The sequence below is a fragment of the Streptomyces sp. NPDC002680 genome, assembly GCF_042889145.1.
In the GTDB taxonomy this organism is placed as follows: Bacteria; Actinomycetota; Actinomycetes; order Streptomycetales; family Streptomycetaceae; genus Streptomyces; species Streptomyces adonidis.
The window spans coordinates 190740-207257 of the sequence record NZ_JBIAQP010000010.1 but is presented as its reverse complement, the minus strand read 5'-3'; the positions used below and the strand labels follow the sequence as shown (position 1 = coordinate 207257).

13 protein-coding genes are annotated in these 16518 nt (G+C 68.7%); 11 read left to right on the top strand and 2 right to left on the bottom strand.

The window, feature by feature from the left end; genetic code table 11:
* Positions 1–13 precede the first annotated feature (13 nt).
* Positions 14–1606 carry a S8 family serine peptidase gene (locus ACFYXF_RS26575; RefSeq protein WP_389353330.1) on the bottom strand — a complete coding sequence of 531 codons (1593 nt, stop codon included), beginning with the start codon at positions 1604–1606 and terminating at the stop codon, positions 14–16.
* Between the two features lie 386 nt (positions 1607–1992).
* On the opposite strand from ACFYXF_RS26575, the gene ACFYXF_RS26570 reads away from it, so the two are divergent.
* Positions 1993–2994 carry a helix-turn-helix domain-containing protein gene (locus ACFYXF_RS26570; protein WP_389352957.1) on the top strand — a complete coding sequence of 334 codons (1002 nt, stop codon included), beginning with the start codon at positions 1993–1995 and terminating at the stop codon, positions 2992–2994.
* Between the two features lie 140 nt (positions 2995–3134).
* The gene (locus tag ACFYXF_RS26565; protein ID WP_389352956.1) at positions 3135–3551 is read left to right on the top strand and encodes a hypothetical protein; all 417 of its coding nucleotides are present in this window, start codon (positions 3135–3137) and stop codon (positions 3549–3551) included.
* 161 nt (positions 3552–3712) lie between these two features.
* On the opposite strand, the gene ACFYXF_RS26560 is transcribed toward ACFYXF_RS26565, so the two are convergent.
* On the bottom strand, positions 3713–4330 hold the full coding sequence (locus ACFYXF_RS26560) for a TetR/AcrR family transcriptional regulator C-terminal ligand-binding domain-containing protein (protein WP_389352954.1): 618 nt from the start codon (positions 4328–4330) through the stop codon (positions 3713–3715).
* Positions 4331–4437: 107 nt separating this feature from the next.
* Here ACFYXF_RS26560 and ACFYXF_RS26555 point away from each other — a divergent pair, with 107 nt between their 5' ends.
* The 9 genes from ACFYXF_RS26555 to galK all read left to right on the top strand — a co-directional run bounded on the left by ACFYXF_RS26555 (position 4438) and on the right by galK (position 16480).
* Positions 4438–5487: an aldo/keto reductase gene (locus ACFYXF_RS26555; protein ID WP_389352952.1), complete on the top strand. Its 1050-nt coding sequence runs from the start codon at positions 4438–4440 to the stop codon at positions 5485–5487.
* A gap of 296 nt (positions 5488–5783) precedes the next feature.
* Positions 5784–6560, top strand: a complete 777-nt coding sequence (locus tag ACFYXF_RS26550; protein ID WP_389352951.1) for a hypothetical protein — start codon at positions 5784–5786, stop codon at positions 6558–6560.
* A gap of 108 nt (positions 6561–6668) precedes the next feature.
* Positions 6669–8480: an ABC-F family ATP-binding cassette domain-containing protein gene (locus ACFYXF_RS26545; RefSeq protein ID WP_389352950.1), complete on the top strand. Its 1812-nt coding sequence runs from the start codon at positions 6669–6671 to the stop codon at positions 8478–8480.
* A 233-nt stretch (positions 8481–8713) separates the two neighbouring features.
* Positions 8714–10522 (top strand): PQQ-binding-like beta-propeller repeat protein, encoded by a 1809-nt coding sequence (locus ACFYXF_RS26540; protein ID WP_389352949.1) that lies wholly within the window; start codon positions 8714–8716, stop codon positions 10520–10522.
* A gap of 56 nt (positions 10523–10578) precedes the next feature.
* The gene (locus ACFYXF_RS26535; RefSeq protein WP_389352947.1) at positions 10579–12156 is read left to right on the top strand and encodes a PQQ-binding-like beta-propeller repeat protein; all 1578 of its coding nucleotides are present in this window, start codon (positions 10579–10581) and stop codon (positions 12154–12156) included.
* A gap of 238 nt (positions 12157–12394) precedes the next feature.
* Positions 12395–13057, top strand: coding sequence for a LuxR C-terminal-related transcriptional regulator (locus ACFYXF_RS26530; RefSeq protein ID WP_389352946.1), 663 nt, complete (start codon positions 12395–12397; stop codon positions 13055–13057).
* A gap of 181 nt (positions 13058–13238) precedes the next feature.
* Positions 13239–14300, top strand: coding sequence for a galactose-1-phosphate uridylyltransferase (gene galT / locus ACFYXF_RS26525; RefSeq protein ID WP_389352944.1), 1062 nt, complete (start codon positions 13239–13241; stop codon positions 14298–14300).
* Positions 14300–15262 (top strand): UDP-glucose 4-epimerase GalE, encoded by a 963-nt coding sequence (gene galE, locus ACFYXF_RS26520; protein ID WP_389352942.1) that lies wholly within the window; start codon positions 14300–14302, stop codon positions 15260–15262. The genes galT and galE overlap by 1 nt, the downstream gene beginning before the upstream one ends.
* A gap of 54 nt (positions 15263–15316) precedes the next feature.
* The gene (gene galK, locus ACFYXF_RS26515) at positions 15317–16480 is read left to right on the top strand and encodes a galactokinase (RefSeq protein ID WP_389353328.1); all 1164 of its coding nucleotides are present in this window, start codon (positions 15317–15319) and stop codon (positions 16478–16480) included.
* The last annotated feature ends 38 nt before the right edge of the window (positions 16481–16518 follow it).

Sequence of the window (16518 nt, the reverse complement as noted above, 5' to 3'; positions counted from 1 at the left end):
GAGCCGATGTGGATCAGAAGGTGAGCTTCCAGCTGTTGATGTAGCCGGTGTCGGCGCTGTAGACGTCCTGGACCTTGAGCTGCCAGGTGCCGTTGACGGTGGTCTCGCTGGAGGCGTCGACCGTGTAGGTGGCGTCGACGTTGTCGGTCGAGTCCGAGGAGCTGCTGCTCTTCAGGCGGTAGGTGGAGCCGTCCGGGGCGACCAGGTCGATGACCAGGTCACCGCGGTAGGTGTGCACGATGTTGACGTACACGGACAGGTCGCTGGGCGCGCTGCCGGTGATGCCGCTGACGGTGATCGGCGAGTAGACGGCCGAGCCGGCGTCCGGGATGGAGACGTCGGTCGTCGACTCGAAGGCCGTACCGGTGTCACCTCCGTCGTCGTCGCCGTCACCGGCCGGGGTCACCTGGAGGAGCAGGTTGGGGCTGCCGGTGCCGACGCTGGTGAGGGTGCCACTGGACGCGGCCGAGGTCAGCGCGGTGGCGACCTGGGCGGGGGTGGCGCTGGGGTTCTCGCCCAGGTAGACGGCGGCTGCGCCGGCGACGTGCGGGGACGCCATCGACGTACCGGAGAGCGAGGCGGTGGCGGTGTTCGACGTGTTGTACGTCGATGTGATGCTCGATCCCGGCGCGAAGATGTCGAGTACGGAACCGTAGTTGGAGAACGAGGACCGCGCGTCGGCGCTCGTGCTGGCGCCCACGGTGATCGCGGTGGCGACACGGGCCGGGGAGTTCGAGGACGCGGTGGTGTTGTCGTTGCCGGCGGCCACGGCGTAAGTGACGCCCGAGGCGATGGAGTTGGCGACGGCCTCGTCGAGTACGGAGTCGGCGTCGCCGCCGAGCGACATGTTGGCGACGGCCGGGCTGACGTGGTTCTCGGTCACCCAGTCGATACCGGCGACGACCTGGTCGGTGGTCCCGGACCCCGAGTCGTCGAGCACCCGAACGGCGACGATCTTGGCGGCCTTGGCGACGCCGTACGTGGCACTGGCGACGGTCCCGGCGACGTGCGTGCCGTGGCCGTTGCCGTCGTTGGCGCTGGTGTCGCCGTCGATGGCGTCGTAGCCGTAGGAGGCGCGTCCGCCGAAGTCGGTGTGGGTGATGCGTACGCCGGTGTCGATGATGTACGCGGTCACGCCGCTGCCCGCGCTGGACGGGTAGGTGTAGGCGGAGTCGAGCGGCAGGTCGGCCTGGTCGATCCGGTCGAGCCCCCAAGTGGGGCTGGTCTGCGTGTCGTTGATGTGCAGGGTCTTGTTCTGCACGACCTTCGCGACGGCCGGGTCGGCGGCGAGCCGCTTGGCCTCGGCCTCGCTCATCTCGGTCGCGTACCCGTTGAGGGCGGACTTGTAGGTCCGCTCGACCTCGGCGCCGTACCGGGTGGCGAGCGCCTTGCCCTTGCTGGACGCGGCTCGGAACCCGGCGCTGTCCTTGAGGGTGACGATGTAGCTGTCCTTGATGGCACCTTCGGCACCGGCGCCCTGGATCACACCGACGGCCGGGCTGGCGGCGGAGGCGGGGCTGATGGCGGCACCGCCGAGTGCGAGCACGGAGGCCGCGGCGACGAGCGCGGCGAGGGCGCCACGTCTGCGGGACCCGGAGGCGGACATGGCTGTGGGGGAGTGCGGTACGGACACGGGGTGGTTCCCCTCTTGTTCGAGGTGCACGAGTGATACGGGGACGTGTGGGGGGTGAGGGGGGTGGCGTCTCCGTGCGCACACGGTCGCGGAATTGAAGAGATCACGTCAATTAGGGGAATCCCTACGTCCGGGTAATGAGCGGTGTGATGTGGGGGTGCGTCCGGGTTGCGCCCCAACTGGGGCTGTTCTGAGGCCTGTTGGGGGCGGTGTCGAGGCGTGGCTGAGCGTGTCCGTGCAATGGCCGGGTAAAAGAGCGGCTCCTGGCCGAAAGCGGTACGTCGGCGTTGGTGTTCAATCCCCTTGTGATGTCGCGCTCCGGGCCATGACAGGAGCCGCATGGCAGGCGGAGGAAAGCGATGCTTGAGACGGTGTTCCGGGCCGAGGACCTCCCCGTCGCGGACCGGTTCGAGGCCTGGCGTGAGTATCTCCTCAAGACCCATGTGCCCGTGGAGCTCTCGAGCGAGCACGAGTCCGACTTCCGCGTGACCGATCGCGTCCTGAGCCTCGGGAGCGTGGCGGTCAGGTCGATGGATGCCCCAGCGGTGACCGTGACACGGACACCGAAACTCGTCCGGCAGTCCGATCCAGAGGCGTACCAGGTGTCGCTCCTCTGCCAGGGCAGCATTGATGTCATCCAGCAGCGGGGCCGGACCGATTTCCGCGAGACGCACCACCCGTACGATCTCGTGCTCCTGGACAGCTCGCAGCCCAACGAGTCGCGGGTCAGGACCGACGAGGGCAAGACGAGCCTGACCGGGTTCTCGGTCCTCGTTCCCAAGGCCCTGCTGTCGGTGCCGGCGGACAGCGTCGACAGGCTCCTCGCCCGGCGTATGCCCGGGGGCGAGGGCGTCATCGCCCTGCTCTACCAGTTCATCGCCCGGCTGACCACGGGCACCGCCGCCTACGGACCGGCCGACGGCCCCCGGCTGGGAACCGTCGTGGTGGATCTGCTCTCGGCGGCCCTTGCCCAGGTGCTGGATGCGGAGACCGCGGACAGTCTCACTCCGGAAGCCCGTCGGCGCACGCTGACACTGCGTATCGAGGCCTTCATCCAGCAGAACCTGCGCGACCCCCGGCTCGCGCCGGAAGTGGTGGCTGCCGCCCACCACATATCCGTCAGCTATCTGCACCGCCTCTTCCAGGAACGCGGCATCTCGGTGGCCGCGTCGATCCGCAGCCGGCGCCTTGAGCGGTGCCGCGCCGACCTGGCCGACCCCGCGATGGCCACCGTGTCCGTCCACGCCATCGCCGCCCGGTGGGGTTTCACGGACGCCGCCCATTTCAGCCGGGCCTTCCGCCGCGAATACGCGATGGCGCCGCTGGAGTACCGCAGAAAGGAACACCCCGTCATCGCGTAGACGCAATGGCGGGACAGGTGTGCACGCGCTGGCGATGACTCGCCCCCGGGCGTTCCCGCAACCTGGCCAAACCAGCCAAGTTGGTACCTCCGCGTTGTACAGCGTGGAGGTCACGGGAAATAGATAGTGAGCAACATTTCATGCGACGAATGAAGCGGGCCGCAGCGGTGATGGCCGCGGTGTCGGCCCTGGTGCTGGCCGCGTCGACCCAGGCCAGCGCCTCCCAGAGCAGCGGCTGGGTGTCCACGACGAACAAGGGCGGAAAGGCCTTCTTCACCGCGGACGTGAAGGGCAAGCCGGGCCAGGAGAGGCTCACGGTCTGCGACCTGAAGGTCAACAATCGGCCGGTCGTGGTCCTGGTCTACGAGACGGGCAGCAACGACGGCAGCGGCCTCGGCGGCACGGACCACTGGCTGACGGACAAGACCAAGAACGGCAAGTGCGTCCAGGCGACCCACAACTGGTACAAGGAAGAGACGCCCATCACCATCCAGGTGATGGAGAAGCGCAAGGACGGCGCCTACATCAACATCAATTCGTCCACAGCAGTGGCGTAGCGGGACCGCCGCCGGCGCCACCGGCGACTCCGATCGTGCAGCCGGGCGCGCCCGTCATCTCCGGGCGACGGCACCGGTGTCGGCGGGGCAGAGAGGCCGAACCGGCCGCACTACGGATGTGGGTACGCGACCGTGCCACAAGGCGCTGACCGGGAAAGACCTCATTCACCCCGCAGGTATGCTCCCGCGCGCGCCGCGGCTGCGGCGGCCTCGGCGGCTCGGTCCGCGTCGGCTTCGTCGAGGTGCTCGCCGGTGGTCAGCAGGCGGTAGTAGAGGGGAGCGGAGACGGCACGGACCACCTCGCGGACATCGGTGCCCTCGGGCACCTCGCCCCGGTCGATGGCTTGCTGGACGCACGGTGCCCACTCCTGGACGCGGATCTCGTAGAAGCGGTGCAGGGCCTCGGCCGTCCTCGCCTCGCAGGTGGCGGCGGCGATCACCGCCTTGAACAGCGATCCCTGCCGGGGGTCGGCCAAGGTGCTCTGCACGAGGCGGGCGTTGGCCTTGAGATCGCCGAGCAGCGAGCCGGTCTCGGTCCGCGGCAGTGACTGCTCGGCCATGTCCAGCAGCAGGTCGGCCACCAGGCCGGTCACTGTTCCCCATCGGCGGTAGACGGTGGTCTTGCCCACCTCGGCGCGGCGCGCGACGTCGGCGAGATCCAGGTGGGCGAAGCCGTGCTCGGCCAGGGCGTCCCCGGCCGCTCGCAGTACCGCCGCACGCACCCGCGCCGTGCGCCCTCCTGGACGGACGGTTCCAGGATCGGCACCCTCGAACTCCATAACGGGACTCCAGTTTCGTTAATCGCCTACGGCTGTTACGCTGAGGATCACATTAACGGAACTGTAGCCCCATTAGCTGGGCGGGGCAGGGAGAGGGAGGGACGGTCATGGAACACAGGCGGCTGGGCGCGTCCGGCCTCATGGTCCCCGCGCTGAGCTTCGGCGCCGGCACCTTCGGCGGCCGAGGACCGCTGTTCGGCGCCTGGGGCAACACCGATGCGGGAGAAGCGCGCCGCCTCGTGGACATCTGCCTGGATGCCGGGATCACGATGTTCGACACCGCCGACGTCTACTCCGGCGGCGCCTCGGAGGAGGTGCTGGGCGCGGCGATCAAGGGCCGCAGGGATCAGGTGATCCTGTCCACCAAGACCGGTCTGCCGATGGGCGACGGTCCGGGCGATGCGGGCTCCTCCCGTTCGCGCCTGATCACCGCGTGCGAGGACGCCCTGCGCCGGCTCGGCACCGACCACCTCGACCTCTTCCAACTGCACGCCTTCGACGCCGGGACGCCGATCGAGGAAGTCCTGTCCGCGCTCGACGATCTAGTGCGAGCGGGAAAGGTCCGCTACGTCGGCATCTCCAACTTCTCCGGGTGGCAGGCGATGAAGTCCCTCGCGATCGCGGAGAGGTACGGCCACCCGCGCTATGTCGCACACCAGGTGTATTACTCCCTCGTCGGCCGCGACTACGAATGGGAGCTGATGCCCCTCGGGCTGGACCAGGGCCTCGGAGCCCTCGTCTGGAGCCCCCTCGGCTGGGGACGGCTCACCGGCAAGGTCCGCCGAGACCGGCCCCTGCCGACCGGCAGCCGACTGCACCGCACGGCGGAGTACGGTCCGCCGGTCGAGGACGAACACCTCTACCGCGTGGTCGACGCCCTCGACGAGATCGCACAGGAGACCGGCAGGGCGATTCCGCAGATCGCCATCAACTGGCTGCTGCGGCGGCCGACTGTCTCCTCCGTCATCATCGGCGCTCGCAACGAGGAACAGCTCCGCCAGAACCTCGGCGCGATCGGCTGGACGCTCACCCCCGACCAACTGGCGAGACTCAACGAGGCGAGCGCCAGGACAGCGGCCTACCCGTACTTCCCCTACGAACGCCAGGAAGGCTTCGCCCGCCTCAACCCGCCGGTGGGTGATGTCGCGCCTGTGTGACGCCCTTGTTGGGATTGCGAATCTTGCTGCACACTGACGCAGACACACGTGAACCCGTCGGCCTGGCGAGGGACGGCATCGGCATGATTTCCAGCACGCGTGCACGACTGGCGAGGGTTTCCCCTCTCGGAGTCGGTCTTTTGGTCATGGCGATGATTCTGGCCGGAGTCTCCTACCATCTCTACCGAAAAGGACTTCCAGGGGCTCCGACCGTAAGAAATCATCTGACAGCCGGTGGTGCGGTCATAGAGCGATCGCGAATAGGGGTTCTTCTGCCCAGCGGCTCGGCTGCATCGGTGTCCGCTCGCTACACCCTGAAGCAGGGTTCGAGAACCGGACATGAAGTCGAACTGTACGTGAATGCAATCGCGCAGACGAACGTATTTTACGCTGGAATCCTGCTGGGCGGAGACGCTCTGGCTGATGAGATGGTGACACTTCCGCTGTACGGCGAAGACGTGAGGATCGTTCGAACGGTGAGCAGTTCGGCCTCCATCGGTGTGCCGTCTCTCGACTCCATGTACGACCAGCGGATCGCGTTCCTGCACTTTCTCCCGCAGTCCATGCGGCGCCAGCCCGATGGCAGATACCGCGGAACGGCGGGCTTTCGGATCGTCATGCGAACGGCGGCGATAGCCCGCGAAAATGCGCGGATAGTGGTGTCCACGCCTCGTTTGATGAGAAGCCGGTCGTGTGCCTGGCTCGACGGAGTGCGTGATGAGTCGCAAATAAAGACTGCCGGCATACGATCCATCGAGGATATGCGCTGCACTGGGATCAGCAATCGCAGGTCATCGTCCCAGAATGTGCAGCTGATGCTGCCCGGAACCGACGTACGCGTCGACTATCTCTATCCACAGCTTGCACAACCGGGAAAGCTCACCTGGATTTCATATGGCGAGGTGAGCGTCCAGGCCAGCCTCGCCTTGATCGGTGAGGAAGCCCGTGGGCAGCAATTGATTTTCTTCTCCGGAATCGCGGCCGGGCTGGCTTCCGGGTTGGCTCCGATAGCCGTGGAGATCGTCGTGGTTCGCGCCCGCTCGCGCCGCGACGACGATGACGACGAAGCGTGATGAGAGGTCGTCGCCGCCGTCGGAACCCCGTCCGGGAAACCGCCAGTCAAGCCCACCCACCCCGCCCACTACCCTGGAAGGTCGATCCACCCCCGCGTCAGGAGAAAAATGGCCGTCAACCTCGTCAATGTCGAGAACGTCAGCAAGGTGTACGGGACCCGTGCCCTGCTCGACGGGATCTCGCTCGGGGTGTCCGAGGGGGACCGGATCGGGGTCGTGGGGCGTAACGGCGACGGCAAGACCACCCTCATCCGGATGCTCGCCAAGCTGGAGGAGGCCGACACCGGACGCGTGACCCACTCCGGCGGACTGCGCCTCGGTGTGCTCACCCAGCACGACTCCCTCGACCCCACCGCCACCGTCCGCCACGAGGTCATCCGGGACATGGCGGACCATGAGTGGGCCGGAAACGCCAAGGTCAGGGACGTACTCACGGGACTCTTCGGCGGGCTCGACATGCCGGGGTTCCCGCAGGGGCTCGACACCGTCATCGGGCCGCTCTCCGGTGGTGAACGGCGTCGGATCGCGCTCGCCAAGCTGCTCATCGACGAGCCCGACCTGATCGTTCTCGACGAGCCGACCAACCATCTCGACGTCGAGGGCATCTCCTGGCTCGCCCGGCATCTGCGCGAGCGCCGCTCCGCGCTCGTCTGCGTGACCCACGACCGCTGGTTCCTCGACCAGGTCTGCACACGGATGTGGGACGTGCAGAAGGGGGACGTCTACGAGTACGAAGGTGGCTACTCCGACTACGTCTTCGCCCGTGCCGAGCGTGAGCGCATCGCCGCCACCGAAGAGGTCAAGCGGCAGAACCTTGTGCGCAAGGAGCTGGCCTGGCTGCGGCGCGGGGCGCCCGCCCGTACCTCCAAGCCGCGCTTCCGCGTCGAGGCCGCCAACGAACTGATCGCCGACGTACCGCCGCCCCGCGACAGCAGCGAGCTGATGAAGTTCGCCTCGTCCCGGCTCGGCAAGACCGTGTTCGACCTCAAGGACGTCACCGTGCAGGCCGGGCCCAAGGTGCTTCTCAAGCACCTCACCTGGCAGCTCGGCCCCGGTGACCGCATCGGCCTCGTCGGGGTCAACGGCGCCGGCAAGACCTCCCTCCTCCGTGCCATGGCCGACGCCGCCCGCAGTGACGGCGAGACGCAGCCCGCCGCCGGACGGGTCGCCGTCGGGAAGACCGTCAAGCTCGCCTACCTCTCCCAGGAGGTCGGCGAACTCAACCCAAATCTGCGGGTGTTGGAAGCCGTCCAGCAGATCCGCGACCGCGTCGACCTCGGCAAGGGGCGCGAGCTGACCGCCGGACAGCTGTGCGAGACGTTCGGGTTCGGGAAGGAGAAGCAGTGGACCCCGGTGGGGGACCTGAGCGGTGGTGAGCGGCGTCGGCTGCAGATCCTGCGGCTGCTGATGGACGAGCCCAACGTCCTCTTCCTCGACGAGCCCACCAACGACCTCGACATCGAGACGCTGACGCAGCTCGAAGATCTGCTCGACGGGTGGCCGGGTTCCATGGTCGTCATCTCCCACGACCGGTTCTTCGTCGAGCGGACCACCGACCGTGTCTTCGCCCTCCTCGGCGACGCCACCCTCCGGATGCTGCCGCGCGGCATCGACGAGTACCTGGAGCGGCGCCGGCGCATGGAGGAGGTCGCGGCAGCCGCTATCCAGGCCGCCGCCCCCGCCACCAAGGCCGTCGCCGAGAAGAGCGCCGCCGACACCCGTGCCGCCAAGAAGGAACTCCAGAAGATCGAGCGGCAGTTGGACAAGCTCTCCGAGCGCGAGAGCAAGCTGCACACCCAAATCGCCGACAACGCCACCGACTTCGAGAAAGTGGCCAAACTCGACGCCGAACTGCGCGAACTCTCCGGCGAACGCGACGAACTCGAACTGCGGTGGCTGGAACTCGCGGACGACGCGTAGAACTCGCGGACATGGCATGAAGGGCACGTGAACGCGCATAACGGCGGCATCACGGGGCGGTTCGCCCTTGGGAACAGAGGTGGGCAGGGGTGGGCAAGGGTGGATACAGTCCGGTGTCGGGCGGCCACGGAGTGGTAGAAAGAGCCCCCTGAGAACTCCCTGAGCGACCGCGACTCCGTACCTTTTGGTACCTCAGGGCGTGGCTAAAAATCAGCTGAAGGGGGAACGCGCTGATGACCCAGCCGCCCAGCCAACCACCCCAGGGACCGTACCCAGGCCCGCCCCAGGGCGGCTTCGGACCGCCACCGGAGCTGCCACAGGCCGGTGCGCCGCAGACCGGTGCGCCCCAGGGAACGCCGTACGGCGCCCCGCCGCCCCCGCAGTCCCCACCGCCACCCCTGCCCACCGTCCCGCCCCAGTCCGGTTACGGCCATCCGCAGCAGCCCGGCCCCTACGCCCAGCCGGGCCCGTACGGCAGCCAACCAGGCCAACCGGGCCCTTACGGGTACGCTTCCGCGCCCGGATACGGCTACCCCGGCCAGCAGCAGCCCCCTCAGTTCCCCGGCGCCCCCGTACCGCCCCCGCCCGGCGGCGGTTCCCGCAACCCCTTCAAGGGGCGCCCGGCGCTGATGCTCGGGGCGGCCGTCGCCGCGCTGCTCGTCATCGGCGGCACGGTGTACGCCGTGACCGGTGGGAGTGACGACGACAAGAAGCCGGCGGCCGGCCCCGATCTCTCCGCGCCCGCCTCCGGACCCGCCGGGTCCGGTGACGACAGCGACGGCGACGGTAGCGGTGGCGGCGGTGTCACCGGTGCCGACCCCGGCGACCTCAACGAGGGGCGTCAGGCCGGCGAGGCGAAGGTGCTCTGGTCCAAGGACGCCCCGGACGCGCCCGCCTCCGGCGCCGACGCCAACGGTATGTGGATCACCGACAAGGTGGCCGTGAAGGCGGCGTACAAAGAGGTGTTCGCCTTCCGGGTCGCGGACGGGGAGACGGCCTGGGGGCCGATCTCCTTCCCCCAGAAGATCTGCGCGGTCACCCCGCAGAAGTCCGCCGACGACAAGATCGTGGTCGCCTACATGAACGGCGCGAGCGACCGCGCCAAGTGCAACAGGCTCCAACTCCTCGACCTGAACACGGGTGCGAAGGGCTGGAGCGGTGAGGTCGCCGACGGGGCGCTGTTCGACAGCTCGCTCAGCGTCGAGCTGACGATCACCAAGTCGACGCTGATGGTGGGGCGTTCGCAGTCCGGCACGGCGTACGACCTCGCCACCGGCGCCAAGCTGTTCGACAAGGTGAAGTACGGCGCCGCCTGCTTCCCCGCCGCCTTCGCGGGCGGTGCCCGGCTGATCGCCGTGTCGTCCTGCGGGACCGCCACCTCCACCGAGCACGACGAGGTGCAGGAGCTGGACCCGAGGACCGGCGCCGCCAGGTGGACCCGGGCGATCCCGAAGGGCTGGGCGGTCGGCCGTACGTACTCCGTCGATCCCGTCGTCCTCTACCTCACCAACGAGGACAAGAAGTCGTGGAACATCTCCACGCTCAAGGCCGACGGCAGCTTCCGTTCCGAGGTGACCGTCGACGAGTCCTTCGCCCCCGTGTGCGGCTGGGCGATCCTCGAACGCGACCTCCAGGGCTGCCAGGGCGTCGCCACCGACGCCCAGACCCTCTACCTGCCGACCGAGGCCACCACCGGAGCCAACGAGATCGTCGCCATAGACCTCGCCACCGGCAAGCAGAAGTGGCGCGCCAAGTCACCGGCCGACGAGTCCATGCTGCCGATCAAGGTCGAGGGCGCGCAGCTCATCGCCTATGTCGAGCCGTCGTACGACACCGGCGGCCAGGTCGTGTCGATCCCCCTCACCGGCAGCGGTCACACCCCGGTGAAGCTGCTCCAGAACCCGGCGTCCGCCGCCGACGTCGAGAACGGCTTCTACTCCAAGGCGTACGACTGGGTCGACGGCCGCTTCTATCTCTCCTCCACCAGGCTGAGCGGCAAGGACGAGCTGAAGGAGAAGCTGATGCTCGCCTACGGCAAGTAACACGCCCCCTCCCTTCTCCCCTCCCCTTTTCTCTCCGCTCCCGAGGTACGCACGCCATGACCCAGCCGCCGCCCCCGCCCAACCAGCCCCCGCCGCCTCCCCCCGGCTACGGCTATCCCCAGGCCGCCCCGAACCCGTACGCCCAGCAGCCCCCGTACGGCTACGGCTATCCGGCTCCGCCCCAAGCCCCCACCCCCAACCCCAAGCGGAAGCTGAACGCACAGGCGGTCATCATCGTCTCGGCCGTCGCCGCGATCGCCCTGATCATCGGCAGCGGGATCTGGTACTCCTCCACCAAGGACGGCCGGAGCGGCGACGACAAGAACAACGCCACAGGCACCGGCACCGGAGCGACCAGCGGCGCCACCCCGGACACGAAGGCCCCCGCCAATACCACCTCCAAGGTCCTCTTCCAGATCCCCGAACCCGCCATCGGCGCCGACGAGAACAGCGCCACCGTCGTCGGGTCCTGGCTGACCGACACGGTGTACGCCAAGAGCGGTCACGCCGAGATCGTCGGGTACGACCCCGAGAAGGGCACCAAGCTCTGGACGGTCCCGCTGCCAGGACCGGTCTGTGCGGCCAGCCGTCACACCACCGACAGCCACCAGACCGCGATCGTGTACGAGCCCGCCATGCCGACCAAGGACAAGCCCTCCCACGGCTGCAGCCAGGTCGCGGCGATCGACCTCGACGCGGGCAAGAAGCTGTGGACACGGACGGTGAAGTCCGGCGACCAGGTGATCAGCCTCAACAACGTGACGGTCAGCGCGAACACCGTCGCCGTCGGCAGCACCAGCGGCGGCGCCGCCTTCGACATCACCGGCAAGCAGCTCTGGGCCCCCAAGCCCACCGACACCTGCTACGACGCGGGCTACGGCGGCGGCGAGAAACTGGTCGCGGTCCGCAAGTGCGGTGCGTACGGCGCCCGCCAGCTGGACATCCAGACCATCGACCCGGTCTCCGGCAAGGTCCTCTCCGAGTACGCCATGGCCAAGGGCATCGAGGACGCCAGCATCGTCACGACGAACCCCCTGGTCGTGGCCGCCGACGTCAACCGCTCCGCCGGTGACGGCAGCGGCATCTCGGACATCTTCTCCATCGACAACAAGACCGGACAGCTGCGTACGAAGATCTCGGTGCCCGGCGACAAGTACGCCGCCGAGTGCGAGGGCATCACCAGGATCGAGTACTGCACCAAGCTCGCCGTCGGCAACGACAGGATCTACCTCCCCACCGAGAACCACGACGGCACCGGCGAGTACACCAAGACCAACGAGATCGTCGCCTTCGACCTCGCCACCGGCAAGCAGGACGGCCGGCGGGCCGACGCGGGCGACGGCTGGACGATCTCCCCGCTGCGCATGGACGGCGGCAACGTCATCGCGTACAAGCGCCCGCCCTACGACAAGGGCGGCCAGGTCGTCAGCATCGACGCCGGCACCTTCGCGCAGACGAAGCTGATGGAGAACCCGGCGACGAAGGCGGTCCGCGAGGTCGAGTTCAGCATGCAGCCCGAGTTCGCCGAGCTGATCTACGCCGACGGCCGCCTTTACATGTCCCAGGTCTTCGCCCACAAGCCCTCCAGTACGGGCGGGACGAGGTATCTGGCCATCGCGTACGGCACCGGCTGAACCCCTGCTCAGGGACGAGGTGGTGCACGTACTACATCATCACCCTCGAATGAGAGGATTTTCGACGATCCGGGGCACTTCTCTCCAGTAGGGGAAGCGCAACGTCGAACAAGCGTGTAGCTTCCGGGGGCATGGGAAGCGGGGGGAGCCGGGGGGCTCCTGTCCGTGCGGACCAATGGGCATCCAGAAGGGACAACCATTGGGGGGACTGGGGGGTGGCTCAGTGGGAGTGCGGCTCATGGTGGTCGACGACCACCGACTGCTCGCCGAGGCGTTGGCCTCGGCGTTGAAGCTGCGCGGGCACCGGGTGCTCGCCGCGGCGGCGCCCGCCGCGGGCGCGGCGGAACTGGTGATCACGCGTGCGCCGGAGGTCTGCCTGCTGGGCACGGCCACACCGGCCGAGCCGGGCATGTTCGACCCGGTGGTGCGGATCAAGCGCGAGCGTCCGCAGGTGGCGGTCCTGGTGCTGGGCCCGGTGCCCAGCCCGCGCGGCATCGCCGCCGCCTTCGCCGCGGGAGCTTCCGGGTACGTACGTCACGACGAGCGCATAGAGGGTGTCGAGCGCGCCATCATGAAGGCCAGGGCGGGCGAGGCGGCGGTCGCCCCCGCGCTGCTCCAGGGCGCGTTCAGTGAACTCCTCAACCCCGCCGCCCAGCCCGACGACGAGGGCCAGCGCCTCCTCCAGATGCTCACGCCGAGGGAGGTCGAGGTCCTGGTCCGGGTCGCCGACGGCGAGGACACCCGGCTGATCGCGGCCGGCATGGGGATCGCGCCCAGTACGGCCCGTACGCATGTGCAGCGGGTGCTGATGAAGCTGGGCGTGGGGTCGAGGCTGGAGGCGGCGGCGCTGGCGGCCCGTACGGGCCTGCTGGACCGGGCGGGCCCTGTGCAGCAGCACTGACGGCACTTCCCTACTGCGGAGCCGGAGTTCCCGTGAACTCCGGCTCCGCTCGCGTTTCACGGCCCGCTCAGGGATACCCATGCTTGTGGACTTATGATTTGATGTGTTCGGTTCTGTTTGAAGCTTGTCTTGGCTCGTAATGGCTTGTACTGGCTGGTTTGGTACGGATGGAGAGTCCGGCGTGAAGAAGACCTCGACGAGGCTCGCCGACGGTCGTGAGCTCATCTACTACGACCTGCGCGACGACACGGTGCGCGACGCGGTGGACCGGCGCCCCCTGGAGCGCACGGTGACCACGTCGCAGGTACGCCGGGACCCGCTGCTCGGCGACGAGGTGGCGATCGCCTCGCACCGCCAGGGCCGCATCTACCACCCCCCGGCCGACGAGTGCCCCCTGTGCCCGACCGAGGGCGACCGCCTGAGTGAGATCCCGGACTCCTCGTACGACGTGGTCGTGTTCGAGAACCGGTTCCCCTCCCTGGCCGGCGACTCCGGGCGCTGCGAGGTGGTCTGCTTCACCTCCGACCACAACTCGTCCTTCGCCGACCTCACCGAGGAGCAGACGCGCCTCGTCCTGGAGGCGTGGACCGACCGGACGTCGGAGCTGTCCCATCTCCCCTCCGTCGAGCAGGTGTTCTGCTTCGAGAACCGCGGCGCCGAAATCGGCGTCACTCTCGGCCATCCGCACGGCCAGATCTACGCGTACCCCTTCACCACCCCCCGCACGGCCCTGATGCTCCGCTCGGTGGCCGCGCACAAGGAGGCGACGGGCGGCGAGAACCTCTTCGACGACATCCTGGAGAAGGAACTCGCGGCGGGCGAGCGGATCGTGCTCGCCACCGACCACTGGGTGGCCTTCGTGCCGTACGCCGCCCACTGGCCGTACGAGGTGCACCTGTACCCGCGTCGCCGGGTGCCGGACCTGCTGGGGCTCGACGAGGAGGCCCGCACAGAGTTCCCCCAGGTGTATCTGGAACTCTTGAGGCGCTTCGACCGGATCTTCGGTGAAGGGGAACCGCCGACGCCGTACATCGCGGCCTGGCACCAGGCGCCGTTCGGCATGCTGGAGGAGTTCGAGGGCGTCAACCGGGACGACTTCGCGCTCCACCTCGAGCTTTTCACCATTCGCCGTACTTCCGGCAAGCTGAAGTTCCTCGCGGGCTCCGAGTCGGGGATGAGCGTGTTCATCAACGACATCCAGCCGGAGTCCGCGGCCCAGCGACTGCGAGAGGTAGCGAGTTGATGAGCGGTAAGTACCTGGTCACCGGCGGTGCGGGCTATGTCGGCGGGGTGGTCGCCCAGCATCTGCTGGAGGCCGGCCACGAGGTCGTCGTCCTCGACAACCTCTCGACGGGCTTCCGGGAGGGCGTCCCGGCAGGTGCCACGTTCGTGGAGGGCGACATCAAGGACGCGGCCAAGTGGCTCGACTCCTCGTTCGACGGTGTCCTCCACTTCGCGGCCTCCTCGCAGGTCGGCGAGTCCGTCGTGAAGCCCGAGAAGTACTGGGACAACAACGTCGGCGGCTCCATGGCGCTGCTCACGGCGATGCGCGAGGCGGGCGTCCGCAAGCTGGTCTTCTCGTCCACGGCGGCGACGTACGGCGAGCCGGAGGAGACCCCGATCGTCGAGACGGCCCGCACCTCTCCGACGAACCCCTACGGGGCCTCGAAGCTGGCCGTCGACCACATGATCACGAGCGAGGCGACGGCCCACGGCCTCGCGGCGGTCTCCCTCCGCTACTTCAACGTGGCCGGCGCCTACGCCACCCAGGGCGAGCGCCACGACCCCGAGTCCCACCTGATCCCCCTGGTGCTCCAGGTCGCCCAGGGCAAGCGGGACGCGATCTCGGTCTTCGGCGAGGACTACCCGACCCCGGACGGCACCTGCGTACGGGACTACATCCACGTCGCGGACCTGGCGGACGCCCACCTGCTGGCCCTTACGGCGGCTCAGCCGGGCGAACACCTGATCTGCAACCTCGGCAACGGCGAGGGCTTCTCGGTCCGCGAGGTCGTCGAGACGGTGCGCCGGGTCACCGGCCACCCGATCCCGGAGGTCGTGGCCCCGCGCAGGGGCGGCGACCCGGCGGTCCTGGTCGCCTCCGCCGAGCGGGCCAGGACCCGCCTCGGCTGGAACCCGACCCGGTCGGACCTCGCGGGAATCGTCGCGGACGCCTGGGAATTCGCGCAGCGCAACGCCAAGTAGCACCTAGAACGCAGAGCGTACGAAGAAGGGTCAGAGGTAGAGGGCATGACGGGCATGACGACTGTGGATGTCGCCGAGGCGTTCGAGGGTCTGTACGGGTCTGCGCCGGAGGGAGTGTGGGCGGCGCCGGGCCGGGTCAACCTGATCGGCGAGCACACCGACTACAACGACGGCTTCGTCATGCCCTTCGCCCTCCCGCACACGGCGCTGGCAGCGGTCTCCCGCCGCACGGACGGCGTCCTGCGCCTGCACTCGTCGGACGTGGAGGGAGGGGTCGTCGAGCTGAGGGTGGGGGACCTGACGCCGGAGTCGGACAGGAACTGGACGGCGTACCCGTCGGGCGTGGTCTGGGCCCTGAAGGACGCGGGCCACTCGGCAGTGTCCGCCGGCGCGGACATCCACCTCACCTCGACGGTCCCCACGGGCGCGGGCCTGTCGTCGTCGGCGGCGCTGGAGGTCGTGGTCGCCCTGGCCCTGAACGACCTGTACGAACTGGGCCTGCAGCGCTGGCAGTTGGCCCGCCTGTGCCAGCGCGCGGAGAACGTGTACGTGGGTGCTCCGACCGGCATCATGGACCAGACGGCGTCGGCGTGCTGCACCGCGGGCCACGCACTCTTCCTCGACACCCGGGACCTCTCCCAGGACCAGATCCCCTTCGACCTCGCGGCCGAGGGCATGACCCTGCTCGTGGTGGACACCCAGGTCAAGCACTCCCACAGCGAGGGCGAGTACGGCAAGCGGAGGGCGGGCTGCGAACGCGGCGCGGCCCTGCTCGGCGTGGACGCCCTGCGGGACGTGCCGTACGAGGACCTGGACTCGGCGCTGGCCCGCCTGGGCGACGAGGAAGAGGTACGGCGCCTGGTGCGTCACGTGGTGACGGAGGACCACAGGGTCGAGCGGGTGGTGGCCCTGCTGAAGTCGGGCGGCGACACCCGTGCCATCGGCCCGATCCTCACCGAGGGCCACGCCTCCCTCCGCGACGACTTCCAGGTCTCCTGCCCGGAACTGGACCTGGTGGTCGAGTCCGCGGTGGAGTCCGGCGCCCTGGGCGCCCGGATGACGGGCGGCGGCTTCGGCGGCTCGGCCATCGTCCTGGCGGAGGCGGAGGACGCGGACCGCATCGGCAAGGCGGTCGAGGAGGCGTTCGGCGCGGCCGGGTACACGGCACCCCGGGTTTTCGCGGCGGTGCCTTCGGCGGGGGCGCGGCGGGTCCGGTGACGCCGTAGCCGCCCTCCGAGGAAGCGGTCCGCCAACCG